The 13,226-nt window shown below is 62.6% G+C and carries 12 protein-coding genes; 5 read left to right on the top strand and 7 right to left on the bottom strand.

Going from position 1 to position 13,226, the window contains the following annotated elements:
• Positions 1-21: 21 nt before the first annotated feature.
• Genes dcd through ACZ2HM_RS05935 form a run of 4 tightly spaced genes read right to left on the bottom strand, consistent with a single transcriptional unit; the run spans position 22 to position 2,225 of the window.
• Positions 22-576 (bottom strand): dCTP deaminase, encoded by a 555-nt coding sequence (gene dcd / locus ACZ2HM_RS05950; protein ID WP_069066552.1) that lies wholly within the window; start codon positions 574-576, stop codon positions 22-24.
• A 10-nt stretch (positions 577-586) separates the two neighbouring features.
• Positions 587-1,048, bottom strand: coding sequence for a cytidine deaminase (locus ACZ2HM_RS05945; RefSeq protein WP_470426488.1), 462 nt, complete (start codon positions 1,046-1,048; stop codon positions 587-589).
• Entirely contained in the window at positions 1,045-1,713 is a 669-nt protein-coding gene (locus ACZ2HM_RS05940) for a GH25 family lysozyme (protein WP_470426803.1), read from the bottom strand. The genes ACZ2HM_RS05945 and ACZ2HM_RS05940 overlap by 4 nt, the downstream gene beginning before the upstream one ends.
• A gap of 29 nt (positions 1,714-1,742) precedes the next feature.
• Positions 1,743-2,225, bottom strand: coding sequence for a UPF0262 family protein (locus tag ACZ2HM_RS05935; protein WP_037478539.1), 483 nt, complete (start codon positions 2,223-2,225; stop codon positions 1,743-1,745).
• A gap of 114 nt (positions 2,226-2,339) precedes the next feature.
• On the opposite strand from ACZ2HM_RS05935, the gene ACZ2HM_RS05930 reads away from it, so the two are divergent.
• Entirely contained in the window at positions 2,340-3,824 is a 1,485-nt protein-coding gene (locus ACZ2HM_RS05930) for a replicative DNA helicase (protein ID WP_037476023.1), read from the top strand.
• A gap of 105 nt (positions 3,825-3,929) precedes the next feature.
• On the opposite strand, the gene ACZ2HM_RS05925 is transcribed toward ACZ2HM_RS05930, so the two are convergent.
• The 3 genes from ACZ2HM_RS05925 to ACZ2HM_RS05915 all read right to left on the bottom strand — a co-directional run bounded on the left by ACZ2HM_RS05925 (position 3,930) and on the right by ACZ2HM_RS05915 (position 7,246).
• Positions 3,930-5,735 (bottom strand): DUF885 domain-containing protein, encoded by a 1,806-nt coding sequence (locus ACZ2HM_RS05925; RefSeq protein WP_470426487.1) that lies wholly within the window; start codon positions 5,733-5,735, stop codon positions 3,930-3,932.
• A gap of 116 nt (positions 5,736-5,851) precedes the next feature.
• A complete protein-coding gene (gene yghU / locus ACZ2HM_RS05920) occupies positions 5,852-6,721 on the bottom strand; it encodes a glutathione-dependent disulfide-bond oxidoreductase (protein ID WP_470426486.1) in 870 nt (289 codons plus the stop codon).
• A gap of 90 nt (positions 6,722-6,811) precedes the next feature.
• A complete protein-coding gene (locus ACZ2HM_RS05915; protein ID WP_470426485.1) occupies positions 6,812-7,246 on the bottom strand; it encodes a universal stress protein in 435 nt (144 codons plus the stop codon).
• Between the two features lie 384 nt (positions 7,247-7,630).
• Here ACZ2HM_RS05915 and groES point away from each other — a divergent pair, with 384 nt between their 5' ends.
• The 4 genes from groES to ACZ2HM_RS05895 all read left to right on the top strand — a co-directional run bounded on the left by groES (position 7,631) and on the right by ACZ2HM_RS05895 (position 13,224).
• Positions 7,631-7,918, top strand: a complete 288-nt coding sequence (gene groES / locus ACZ2HM_RS05910; protein ID WP_007704439.1) for a co-chaperone GroES — start codon at positions 7,631-7,633, stop codon at positions 7,916-7,918.
• Between the two features lie 80 nt (positions 7,919-7,998).
• On the top strand, positions 7,999-9,648 hold the full coding sequence (gene groL, locus ACZ2HM_RS05905) for a chaperonin GroEL (RefSeq protein ID WP_037476035.1): 1,650 nt from the start codon (positions 7,999-8,001) through the stop codon (positions 9,646-9,648).
• A gap of 203 nt (positions 9,649-9,851) precedes the next feature.
• A complete protein-coding gene (locus tag ACZ2HM_RS05900) occupies positions 9,852-11,654 on the top strand; it encodes an SLC13 family permease (RefSeq protein ID WP_069066557.1) in 1,803 nt (600 codons plus the stop codon).
• Between the two features lie 16 nt (positions 11,655-11,670).
• Positions 11,671-13,224, top strand: coding sequence for a DUF389 domain-containing protein (locus ACZ2HM_RS05895; protein ID WP_069066558.1), 1,554 nt, complete (start codon positions 11,671-11,673; stop codon positions 13,222-13,224).
• The last annotated feature ends 2 nt before the right edge of the window (positions 13,225-13,226 follow it).

Here is a 13,226-nt window from a genome sequence, read left to right as displayed (position 1 = left end):
GACGCTACGTCTCGCACAGCGTTACAGCTTGGGCAATGTCACGCCCTGCTGCCCCATATATTTGCCCGCCCGGTCGGCATAGCTGACCTCGCACGGCTCATTGCCTTGAAGGAACAGGAATTGGCATGCGCCTTCATTGGCGTAGATTTTGGCGGGGAGGGGGGTGGTGTTGGAAAATTCCAGCGTCACATGCCCCTCCCAGCCCGGCTCCAGCGGAGTCACATTCACGATGATGCCGCATCGCGCATAGGTGGATTTGCCGAGGCAGATCACCAGCACGTCGCGCGGCACACGGAAATATTCGACCGTCCGCGCCAGCGCGAAGCTGTTGGGCGGAATGATGCAGCAGTCGGTCTTGCGATCGACAAAACTGTTGGTGTCGAAATTCTTGGGGTCGACGATGGTGCTGTCGATATTGGTGAAGATCTTGAACTCGTCCGCCACCCGCGCGTCATAGCCATAGGAGGACAGGCCGTAACTGATGCAGCCGTCGCGCTTCTGGCTCTCCACGAACGGCTCGATCATGCCGGTCGAAAGCGCTTTGTCGCGGATCCATTTGTCGGAAAGAATGGCCATGATGGTCTTTTCAGCTTTTCCTGATGGGGGTGATGCCCAGATCGGCGGGGCCGAAGGCGTGGGGAAGAAGATCGGCGATGCGATGCTCGGTAATGCGGCTGCCCGACGGCGTGGCGCAATAGATGGCAATGGCCCGCCCCGCCATCTGTTCGGCCTCGTTCATCACTTGGCGGCACCGGCCACAGGGTGTGACCATGGCTTCCTCGGCCGCGTCCATCGCCCCGCCGACCACCGCGATCGCGGCGACATCGGCAAAGCGACCCTGCGCATTGACGGTCGCCAGCGCCACCGTCTCGGCACAGAGCGACAGGCCATAGCTCGCATTCTCGAAATTGCAGCCGGTCATAATGCTGCCATCGGTCAACCGCACCGCCGCCCCCACCGCAAAACGGCTATAGGGCGCATGGGCATGGACCATCGCCCCGCGCGCGGCGGCGATCAGCAACGTTACCTGGTCTTCCGTTTCGCTCATGGTGCCACCACATCCCATCTCACCGGCCCGTTGACGCCGTCGATATGCCGCATGTCGCTGGCTGTCCACATCACCCAGGGCCGCGTCGCATAATCGGGCGGAAAGAAATTGCCATCGAGCCATAGCGTGCGGTTGATGCCCGAACCCACATCGTACAGCTTGTCGAAATCCTCGGTGACGTTGAGCAGCACGGTCTTGCCCGCATGGCTTTCGACCAGATTGACCAAGGTATTGAGTTCCGACAGCACAAGGTCGCGCCCCGGTCGCGCGGTGCAACTCTTGTCGAACGCCAGCCGGATCACCGGGGGCAGCGCGGCATTGTCGCGCGGCACCGTCGTCACGAAGCGGGTCGCCTGATCGCTCGCCAGCCGACACAGGCTATAGTCGAGCATCGCCCCATAACGCAGGCCCGCCGTCCGCGCCGCGCGCCAGTTCGCCGCGAACGCCGGATCGCGCCCGGCCGCACCCCGCGCTGCGCGGATATAGGCGAAGTCCGCCCCCTGCGCTGCCAGCGTGTCCCATTCCACCACGCCATTATCGGCGCTGATCGTCACGCCCTGCACCGGATATTGGTCCCGCGCGGGCGCCCAACTGCGCGCATAGAGCCACAGCGCCAGTGCCAGTAGCGCGACAATCGCCAGTCCCACGCCCACGCGGACCAGCAGCCCCCCCAAAGTCAGCCGCGAAATCGTTCCTACCCCTTGATATGCAGCACGCAGATCAGCGTGAACAGCCGCCGCGCCGTATCGAAATCGACCGCGATCTTACCCTCCAGCCGTTCGATCAGCATCTCCGCTGCATCATTGTGGATGCCGCGCCGGGCCATGTCCACCGTCTCGATCTGCTGTGGCGACGCATTGCTGATCGCCTGATAATAGCTGTCGCAGATCGCGAAATATTCGCGGATCGGCCGCCGGAACCGCCCAAGGCCCAGGATGATGGCTTCGAGCGCGCTGTCATCCTCGCGATTAATCTCGATCACCAGCCGCCCGTCCTCGACGCGCAGCACCACCTTGTAAGGCCCCATATAGCCGTCCGCATGGACCCGCTGGGGCGCGAAATGATTATCCTCCAGCAGATCGAAGATCGCGATCCGCCGTTCCTGCTCGACATCGGCATTGCGCCACAGGATCGTGCGCTCGTCGAGCTTGATGTCTATGATGCGCGGATCGGCCATGGTGAAGGGCATAGTCAGTGCGGCGATGCGCGCTGAAAAGCAAGCGGGACTTATCCACAGATGGATTGCGCGCCAGCCCTTGCGCGACGCGCGCGACCGGAGGATGAGAGGCCCATGGTCGAACTATTGAAAATCACTGCCGCCGAAGCCGGCGGCACCGAACTGCCGCGCAATGTCGAAGCCGAAGCCGCGCTGCTGGGCGCGCTGATGATCGACAATCGCATCGCCGAAGATGTCCAGATCAAGATCAAGGCGGAGCATTTCTTCGAGCCGCTCCATGGCCGCATCTATGACGCGATCATGAAATTGCTCGATCGCGACATGATCGCCAACCCGGTGACGTTGAAGCCGATGTTGGATCAAGACCCCGCGCTCAAGGAACTGGGCGGCGCGGCCTATCTTGCGCAATTGACCGGCAATGGCGCGGCGCTCATCGGCGCGCGCGACTTCGCGGCGCAGATTTACGATCTTGCCTTGCTGCGACAGCTTGTCAGTGTCGGCCGCGAACTGGTTGAAAATGCGCTGGATACCAGCGAAGACGTCAATCCGCGCGAGCAGATCGAAGCCGCCGAAGTCGCGCTTTACAAGGTTTCGGAGGGCGAGGGCGAAAGCGGTTCGGTCAAGAGCTTCCTCTCCGCTTCGACCGCCGCCGTGCAGGTGGCCGAACGGGCGCTCAACAGCGGCGGCCATGTGTCGGGCATCACGACCGGCATCAACAGCCTCAATGCCAAGATCGGTGGCCTCCACAATTCGGATCTCATGATCCTCGCGGGCCGTCCGGGCATGGGCAAGACGTCGCTTGCCACCAACATCGCCTATAATGCCGCCTCGCGCTGGCTGCGCGATAATGCCGACGGCATTCCGCCCGAAAAAAATATGGGCGCCAAGACCGCCTTTTTCAGCCTCGAAATGTCCGCCGATCAGCTCGCGACCCGCGTGCTGGCCGAACAGTCGGGGATCAGCGGCGAAGCATTGCGCATGGGCAAGATCAGCCGCGCCGATTTCCAGAATCTCTCCCGCGCCGCGCGCGAGCTGCAGGAACTGCCGCTGTTCATCGACGATACGCCCGGCCTCACCATCGCCGCGCTGCGCACCCGCGCCCGCCGCCTGAAGCGCCGCCATGACGTGGGCTTCATCGTCGTCGATTATCTCCAACTGCTCCAGGGCAGCGGCCGCGGCAACGAAAACCGCGTGAACGAAATTTCGGAAATTTCGCGCGGGCTCAAGACTTTGGCCAAGGAACTGCATGTTCCCGTGCTGGCCCTGTCGCAGCTCAGCCGCGCCGTCGAACAGCGCGAGGACAAACGGCCCCAGCTCTCCGATCTGCGCGAATCCGGCTCGATCGAGCAGGATGCCGACATGGTCTGGTTCGTATTCCGCGAAGATTATTATATCGCCGCCAAGGAACCGGGGAACAAGGAAAGCGCCGAACATACCGAATGGGCGCAGCAGATGGAGCAGATTTACGGCCTCGCCGAACTGATCGTCGCCAAACAGCGCCACGGCTCCACCGGCCGCATCCGCATGAAATTCGACGCCCGCATCACCCGCTTCTCCGACATCGCTGAGGATGGCTATCAGGATCTGGAATATGAATAAGCGGCCCGTCGAACGTCTTTGAACCGTTCGCCCTGAGCTTGTCGAAGGGCCGTCCTTCTTGAGAAGAAGGATGGGGCTTCGACAGGCTCAGCCCGAACGGTATTTTTAAACGCCCATCTTCGCCCGCGCCGCCACGCGCTTCTCCAGCATCGACAGCGGCATCGCACCTTCCTCAAGAATGGCGTGGAACTGCTTGATATCGAAGCGATCACCCATCGCCGCCTGCGCCGCCGCACGCGCCTTGGTCCATACGCCATGGCCGACCTTGTAGCTGGTCGCCTGCCCCGGCTGGGTGCAATAACGCTCCACCTCGCGCTGGCAGCGGGCAGGAGTAAAGCCGGTCTTTTCAACCATATAGGCGGTCGCCTGTTCACGGCTCCACCGCTTGGCATGGATGCCGGTATCGACCACCAGCCGCGCCGCGCGGAACAGGAAGGATTGCAGATAGCCCGCCCGGTCGAGCGGCGTCGCATAGCCCTTCAATTCGTCGGACAACTGCTCGGCATAGAGCGCCCAGCCTTCGCTATAGGCGCTCATGAAGGCGGTCTTGCGCAGCATCGGAATATCGCCGGCGGTCTGCGCGGTCGAAATCTGCAGATGATGCCCCGGCACGCCCTCATGATAGTTGAGCGCGGGCAGCGTATATTTGGGCCAATCGCCGATCGCCTTCAGATTGATGAAGAAGATCGCGGGCCGCGACCCGTCCAGCGCCGCGCGATTATAATAGCCGTTCGACGCCCCATCCTGAATCTCGACCGGCACCGCGCGGATTTCCAGCGGCGTGTCGGGAATGGTCGCAAACGCCTGCGGCAATTTCGCCTGCATCAGCTTGGCTTCGGCGTTGAGCGCGGCGATCAGGTCGCTGCGGCCCTGCGCGGTATCGGGATAAAGCTGCGACGGCTCGGCATTGAGCGCGGCCAGCCGTTCGCCGATCGTGCCTTTGCTATAGCCCGCTGCTTTGAGAATCGTGTCGAGCTGCCCGCTGATCTCGGCGACCTGCTCCACGCCCATTGCGTGGATTTCGTCGGCGGTCAGGTCGGTCGTGGTCGCGCTCTTGAGCGCGGCGGCATAGATTTCCTCGCCGCGCGGCGTGCGCCATATGCCATCGCCCGCGACCGTGCCGCCCTTGAGCGCCTCGATCGCGGCAATCTGCTCGTCCAGCGCCGGATAAATGGCCTTTTCGACAACAGCCGTCGCTTGGCCCTGCCAGTCGCCCGCCACATTCTTGGCCGCAGCCCGCTTGACCAGCGATTGCACGATCGAGCTGGACGCGGCGGGCTGATCGCGCAGCTTGCGCATTTGCGCAAGCGTCAGGTCGAGCGACCAGCCGGGCGCGAGATAGCCGCGCGCCGCTTCGTCCCGCTGGACTGCCGTATCGGTCCGCAGGTTGCGGGCAAAAGCGTCGAGCCGCGCGACATAGGCATCCGCGTCGGCGGCATTGTTGATCGTGTGCGCGGTGTTCAGGAAATCAGGGGTGGAGAAGTAACTGCCGCCCTGCTGAAAGATGCGATAGGGGCGCACTGCGCTGTTGAGGCCGAAGGTGGCCGGTGCGACCGTCTGCTGCCCCAGCGAATAGAGGACCACCTCCAGATTGAGCCGCTGCGGGTCGGACAGGCTGGCCGATTGGAAGCCCTCCAATTCCTTGATCGCCGCCTGCGTCATGCTCAGCCGCTTCATCATCGCCGACTTGCTATTGTCGTCCAACTGGCTCTTCGCCCCGGCGCGCGCGCCCTTGTCCAGGCCGAGGCTCGTGACCATGCCGGGCGACACGTCTAGCTGCTTCTCGAAAATGGCAGCAAAGGCAGCGGACAGCCGCGCATCGTCATTGCCCGCCATCTGCGCCAGCGCGCGCGGGGCGGAGGCGGCGAGGGCAATGGCTCCGGCGGAGGAGAGAAACAGGCGGCGATCCATGGCGATAACTCCCTTATGTCTTGCCTACCTGTCTTACCCCGCTCCGCCGCCTCGTCCAGCCCTTTGTAACAATGTTGCGCGCACGCAACATCTTCGGTCGCTCCGCGCGGGGCCGTTCAGCCTTCGCTTTCCAACTTGTCTTGCGTCCGGGTCGCAAAGTCGCTGGCGTCATGGCGTTCGTGCAATTGCTCTTCCAACGGGCCATTCGCCTTGTTGACCATCCGCCCGCGCTTCACTGCCGGGCGCGCGTCGATCTGCTGCGCCCAACGCACGACATGCGTGTAGCTGGCAACGTCCAGAAACTCCGCCGCCTCATAGGCGCGGCCCAGCACCAGCCCGCCATACCAGGGCCAGATCGCGATGTCGGCGATGCTGTAATCATCGCCCGCCATATAGGCGTTGTCCGCCAGATGCCGGTCCAGCACGTCCAACTGCCGCTTCACCTCCATCGCGTAGCGGTTGATCGGATATTCGTATTTTTCCGGCGCATAAGCATAGAAATGGCCAAAGCCGCCACCCAGCAGCGGCCCAGCCCCCATCTGCCAGAACAACCAACTGAGTGCAGCAGTGCGCTTGGCCGGGTCGGTCGGCAGGAACGCGCCGAACTTCTCGGCAAGATAGAGCAGGATCGCGCCCGATTCGAAAACCCGCTGCGGCGGCGACACGCTATGGTCCATCAGTGCCGGGATCTTGCTGTTGGGATTGACCGCCACGAAGCCGCTCGAAAACTGGTCGCCATCGCCGATCCTGATTAGCCAGGCATCATAGTCGGCGTCGGCAAAGCCCGCCTCCAGCAATTCTTCCAGCATGATCGTCACCTTCTGCCCATTGGGCGTGGCGAGCGAATAGAGCTGGAGCTTATGCTGGCCGACCGGCAGCGCTTTGTCATGGGTCGCGCCTGCGATCGGCCGGTTGATATTGGCGAACGCCCCGCCATTATCCTTGTCCCAGGTCCAGATGCGGGGCGGGGTATAGCTGTCGGTCATGCGGGGCTGGCTCCAATATCGTGAAAGGATGGGCCGCAGGTAGGGGGCGACCCCATCCCCTGCAACCGACAGCCATCAGGCTTCACAGGATTATTCCGCAGCTACCCGCACGACGAGAACGCTGACCGGGCTTTGATGCACGATCGCCGACGCATTGGACCCCAGCAGCTTCGAGGAGAAAGACGGTTCATGCGACCCGATCACGATCAGCGTCGCGCCGACTCGTTCGGCGGCGCTGATCACTTCATCGCGCACCCGGCCGCGCCGCGTGTCGAAATGGACCTGCCCCTCGGCAAGGCCGCCTTCGCTCGCCCATTGCCGCATCAGCGCCAGCGCCTCGGCCTCTTCCTTGATGTCGAGGTCGCGCCCCAGAAGGTCGGAATAGCGGGTGGGCATATGATAGCGGACATAGAGCATATGGACGGTCGTTTCCGGTCCACAAACAGCCGCCGCCGCATCGATCGCGGCGCGCGCGTGCAATACGTCGTTGATATCGACGGCAACGACAATCTTCGAATAGGCCATGATGCATCCTCCTTATGGTTATCCTTCACCAACAGGCGGGCGGGGCAGGGGATGCAGCATTCACGAAAAATAACCGTCGCGACATGAAGGCGCGGCTGACGGCAACAGTCGGTCTATCCATCGCACGGGACATGCCATGTCGCGCGGCAATCGCCATAACCCGGAAGCAGGCGCTCGGTTGCGCGGCCCGGCAAATTTTTCTGCGCGATCGCCTTGACGCATAAAAGGACCGCTCCATATTCACGGCGCTAGCACTCTCCTCCAGTGAGTGCTAACAGCAACGCAGTTCAAGGGGAGACGGACAAGGCGATTGCGGTTTTGCGGGGAAATCATCCCCGGATCGCGCGCCGGACCCATCCCAAATAGAAGGGAAAGGCAATCAACATGGCATTTCGTCCATTGCACGACCGTGTTCTCGTCCGCCGCATCGAAGCGGAAGCGAAGACCGCCGGTGGGATCATCATCCCCGACACCGCCAAGGAAAAGCCGCAGGAAGGCGAGATCGTCTCTGTCGGCACCGGTTCCAAGGCTGAAGATGGCAAGGTCACCCCGCTCGACGTCAAGGCTGGCGACCGCGTGCTGTTCGGCAAATGGTCGGGCACCGAGGTCAAGGTCGACGGCGAAGACCTGCTGATCATGAAGGAATCGGACATTCTGGGCGTCGTAGCCTGATTTCCGGTTCGCGATTTTCACGTCCAGCAACGGTGTGAACTTCGCAATTTTGCACATTCTCGATAGAAGGTATTAAGACCATGGCAGCGAAAGACGTAAAGTTTTCCCGCGACGCTCGTGAGCGCATTCTGCGCGGTGTCGACATCCTGGCCGACGCGGTCAAGGTGACGTTGGGCCCCAAGGGCCGTAACGTCGTGATCGACAAGAGCTTCGGCGCCCCCCGTATCACCAAGGACGGCGTCAGCGTCGCCAAGGAAATCGAACTCAAGGACAAGTTCGAGAATATGGGCGCGCAGATGGTGCGCGAAGTCGCATCGAAGACCAACGACATCGCCGGCGACGGCACGACCACTGCGACCGTCTTGGCGCAGGCGATCGTCCGTGAAGGCATGAAGTCGGTTGCCGCCGGCATGAACCCGATGGATCTCAAGCGCGGCATCGACCTCGCCGTGATCAAGGTCGTCGAAGACCTCAAGGCACGTTCCAAGCCCGTCGCCGGGACCAAGGAAATCGCCCAGGTCGGCATCATCTCGGCCAATGGCGACACCGTGGTTGGCGAAAAGATCGCTGAAGCCATGGAGCGCGTCGGCAAGGAAGGCGTGATCACGGTTGAAGAAGCCAAGGGTCTCGAATTCGAGCTGGACGTTGTCGAAGGCATGCAGTTCGACCGTGGCTATCTGTCGCCCTATTTCGTGACGAACCCGGAAAAGATGGCTGTAGAGCTGGCTGATCCGTACATTCTGATCCACGAAAAGAAGCTCAGCAACCTCCAGTCGATCCTGCCGATCCTCGAAGCGGTTGTTCAGTCGGGTCGTCCCCTGCTGATCATCGCCGAAGATATCGAAGGCGAAGCGCTGGCGACCCTGGTCGTCAACAAGCTGCGCGGCGGCCTGAAGGTCGCAGCGGTCAAGGCTCCTGGCTTTGGCGATCGTCGCAAGGCGATGCTGGAAGATATCGCTGTCCTGACCAAGGGCGAAGTGATCTCGGAAGATCTGGGCATCAAGCTGGAGAATGTCACGCTGGCGATGCTGGGCACTGCCAAGCGCGTCACCATCGACAAGGACAACACCGTCATCGTCGATGGCGCTGGCGACCATGACTCGATCAAGGGCCGCACCGAGCAGATCCGTCAGCAGATCGAGAACACCACCTCGGACTATGACAAGGAAAAGCTGCAGGAACGTCTGGCCAAGCTGGCTGGCGGCGTTGCCGTCATCAAGGTTGGCGGCGCTTCGGAAGTCGAAGTCAAGGAACGCAAGGACCGCGTCGACGACGCGCTGCACGCCACCCGTGCGGCCGTTGAAGAAGGCATCGTTCCTGGCGGCGGCACCGCTCTCCTCTATGCCACCAAGGCTTTGGCCGGCATGAAGGGCGCGAACGACGACCAGACCCGTGGTATCGACATCATCCGCAAGGCGATCGAAGCGCCGCTGCGCCAGATCGCCCAGAATGCGGGCGTTGATGGTGCCGTGGTTGCCGGCAACCTGCTGCGCGAAAATGACGAAACCCGTGGCTTCAACGCTTCGACCGACGTCTACGAAAACCTCGTCGACGCTGGCGTCATCGATCCCACCAAGGTCGTTCGTGCGGCTCTGCAGGACGCGGCCTCGGTTGCTGGCCTGCTGATCACCACCGAAGCGGCGATCTCGGAAATGCCTGCTGACGACAAGTCGCCCATGGGCGGCATGCCCGGCGGCGGCATGGGCGGCATGGGTGGCATGGACTTCTAAGTCCTGCTTTCCACACGACAAAGAAGAGGCCGGTGGAGCGATCCACCGGCCTTTTTCTTGTCGTCACCTGTACCAAATTCATCCGGCGCTGGTTTCCTAATCTCTTGAAGTCGCTATGCTACCCATCCAAGCATCGGGCCAGATCGACAGGGGCATTATGAACGACCGGATGGTAAGACTTTGATGCGCGGTATCCTGTGCTGATGGAGGGGGGAACGCTCTTTGCCCGTTGGCCCGAAGCGGGGCCGGTGGCGGGCCTCGTGATGGTGCTGTTGTTGTTCGTGGCCTTTGCGATGGAGCGGTTTCCGCCCGTCGTCATCGCCGTGATCGGGGCCATCCTGATGCTGGTGACGGGCATGTTGAGCCCGACCGACCTGCTGACGGTCTTCGCCAATCCCGCCCCCATCACGATCGCGGCCTTCTTCATCCTCTCCGGCGCCCTCATCCGCACCGGCGCGATCGAGGCTCTGGCCAGCCTGATGGTGTCGCGCGCCAAAGAACGACCCCGGCGCACAGTGGCGGAATTGCTGGGCACCGCCATGCTGGCCCCGGCCTTCGTCAATAATACACCCGTGGTGATGGTGCTGATCCCGCTGGTCAAGCGGCTGGCCCGAACGGTCGGCATCGCAGCGACGCGCCTGCTCATCCCGCTCTCCTATCTCGCGATTCTCAGCGGTACTTTGACCCTGGTCGGCACCTCCACCAACCTGCTGGTCGATGGCGTCGCGCAGGAAAATGGACAGGCGGCTTTCGGCATATTCGAAATCACCACGGTTGGCCTGGTCGCACTGGTGACCGGTGGCATCACCTTGCTGATCCTGGGGCCGATGCTGCTGCCCAACCGCCCCGACAATGAACTCGATATCGACAGCGACCGCCTCTACATCACTGAACTTTGCCCCAAATTGAAGGATGACGGCACGCGACTGGGCGATATCAAGGCGCTTCGTCGTGGCTCCGTGCGGGTGCTGGGGATCGCGCGCGGATCGCAGATCCTGCGCAACATCGACAATGATGCTATCATCCTGCCCTCCGACCGGGTCATCGTCGCGACGAGCGCGCATGAATTGGATGCCCTGGCCCGATCGCATGAATTTGTTGTTGGGCTTCAGAATATCGGACGACCGATCCGGCTGGCGGCGGACGAACGGGACAGCATGGTAGGGCTGATCGGTATCACCCTTGCCCCGACTCATCCCGCCATCGGGCGGAAGCTGCGGGAAATTCCTTTTCTCTCCAATCTCAGCGTCCGCATATTGGGGCTCAGCCGCCCGCGTCATGTCGCCGGACCGGACCTGGTGAATGTGCGCCTGCGCGCCGGCGACAGTTTGCTGGTGGCTGCCGATGACCAGGCGGCGGCCGCACTGCGCGACAATATGAATTTCATCGCGGAGGATACCAGCGGCGTCAGGCGCTATCGCCGTCGGCGCGCGCCGATCGCGGCGCTCACGCTGGCCATGGTGATCGTGGGGGCTGCCTTCAACATCATGCCCGTTTTTGCCCTGGCGCTGATCGGCGTCGCGATCGTGCTGGCAACCCGCTGCCTCGATGCGGAGGAGGCCTGGTCGGCGATCGACGGCAATGTCATCGTATTGATCTTCGCCATGCTCGCCATCGGCCTGGCGCTGGAAAAGTCCGGTAGTGTGGCGTTGATCGTGTCCACCCTGTCGCCCTGGATGGCGGCGTTGCCACCGTTGGCGCTCATCATCGCCATCTATGCCGCGACATCGGTGCTGACCGAAACCGTCACCAACAATGCCGTCGCCGTCATCATGACGCCGATCGCCATCGGCATAGCCGGGCAGAATGGCGTCGATCCGCGACCGCTGATCATCGCCGTGATGTTCGCAGCCTCCGCCAGCTTCGCAACGCCTATAGGCTATCAGACCAACACGATGGTCTATGCGGCGGCCGATTATCGGTTCAGCGATTTCGTCAAGATCGGCGTGCCGATGAACGTCATCGTCGGCCTGGCGACCTGCTTTGCCATCTACTGGCTGGTGTAGGGGGAGCGCTGACATCATGACTTCGCCTGCGCCAGACCATCCCTATCCCGCACGTTGGGATCATATCCCCTTCTACCGCTGGTGGCGGAAATCTGTGGTCGGATCGGTCGATCAGGAAAAGGTCGTCGCCCGCATCGTGGAGGAAAGCGGCTGTACGCCGCGCTATCTCTTCATGACCATGATGTCGGCGGGCATTGCGGTGCTGGGTCTGCTCCTGTCGTCGCCTGCCGTCGTCATCGGTGCCATGCTCATATCGCCGCTGATGAACCCGATTCTTGGCCTGGGGTTCAGCCTCGCCCTGTTCGACTTTGCCGAACTGCGCCGATCGCTTTCCGCTCTGGCGATAGGCGCGACCGCAGCGCTGCTGTTCACGGCCTTCATCGTTCTCGTCTCGCCGCTAAAGGCACCCACGGCCGAGATATTGGCTCGCACCCGCCCCAATCTGTTCGATCTGCTGGTCGCCCTCTTCGCCGCTCTGGCGGGCACCTTCGCGATCATCCGCGGGCGCGGCGAAACCATCGTCGGCGTCGCCATCGCCACGGCCTTGATGCCACCGCTGGCGGTTGTGGGCTTCGGGCTTGCGACCTGGAATATGCCGATCCTTGGCGGCGCATTGGCCCTGTTCGTCACCAACTTCGTGACCATCGCCTTGTCGGCGATGGTGATGGCCCGCTATTATGGGTTCGGCCATTATCTATCGAGCCAGCAAAGCTGGACTCAGACCGTGCTGCTCATGCTGGTCTTCGTGGTGATGGCGGTGCCGCTGGCCATATCCCTCAGCCGCATCGCGGGCGAAGCGGTTGCCGTCAATCAAATCCGCGCCTTCCTCTCCGATCGTTATGGTGCAGAGTCGCGGATCACCCAACTCGACGTCAATTTCGACCGCACGCCCCTTACCGTGCGCAGCGTGGTCATCGCCCCTCGATCCCGCGCCGAAAGCAACGCCTTGCTGCAGACCGATCTTAGCGACCGGCTGGGCCGCCCTGTGGCGCTGCGCGTGGACCAAGTCCTGCTCGATCCGGGCGCAGGATCGGTCGAAGCGCAACGGGCCGAATTGCAGCAGGCCAATGATGTGCTGGCCAATGACCGCAGCCGCGCCAACAGAGTGGCCGGACTGATCGCGCTGGCCGCTGGCGTGGCGCCCGACGCCGTGACGATCGACCGCGATCATCAACGCGCGACAGCGACGGCAGCCCTGCTGCCGGGCGCGGACCTCGCCACCTATGGCGCGCTCGAACAGCGCGCGATCCAGTCCGTGGAGGGATGGGAGGTCGCCATCATTCCACCGCTCACGCCGCTGCCGGTCATCGCCTTTGCCGACAATGTGGACGCGCTCGACCCGAAGGCGCGGCAAGCCGTGCTGCTTTCGGCCTGGGCGGCAAAGCGTTGGAACAGTCCGCAACTGTCCGTGCCCGGCTTGCCGACCGATGTCCCAGAACGACCCTCCCTGCCGCAACGCCGCGCACTGGCAATCGCCGCCCTGCTCAAGGAACAGGGCATCGCCGCCATCGCCGCACCGGCATCGGGCCAGACTTTCCGGTTGCAGATTGCCGCGACCTCTGGCCGCTGACT

The sequence above is a fragment of the Sphingobium sp. KKT206 genome, from assembly GCF_055640555.1.
Note: the sequence above shows the minus strand (reverse complement) of the source record. Positions and strands in the feature narration are given on the sequence as shown.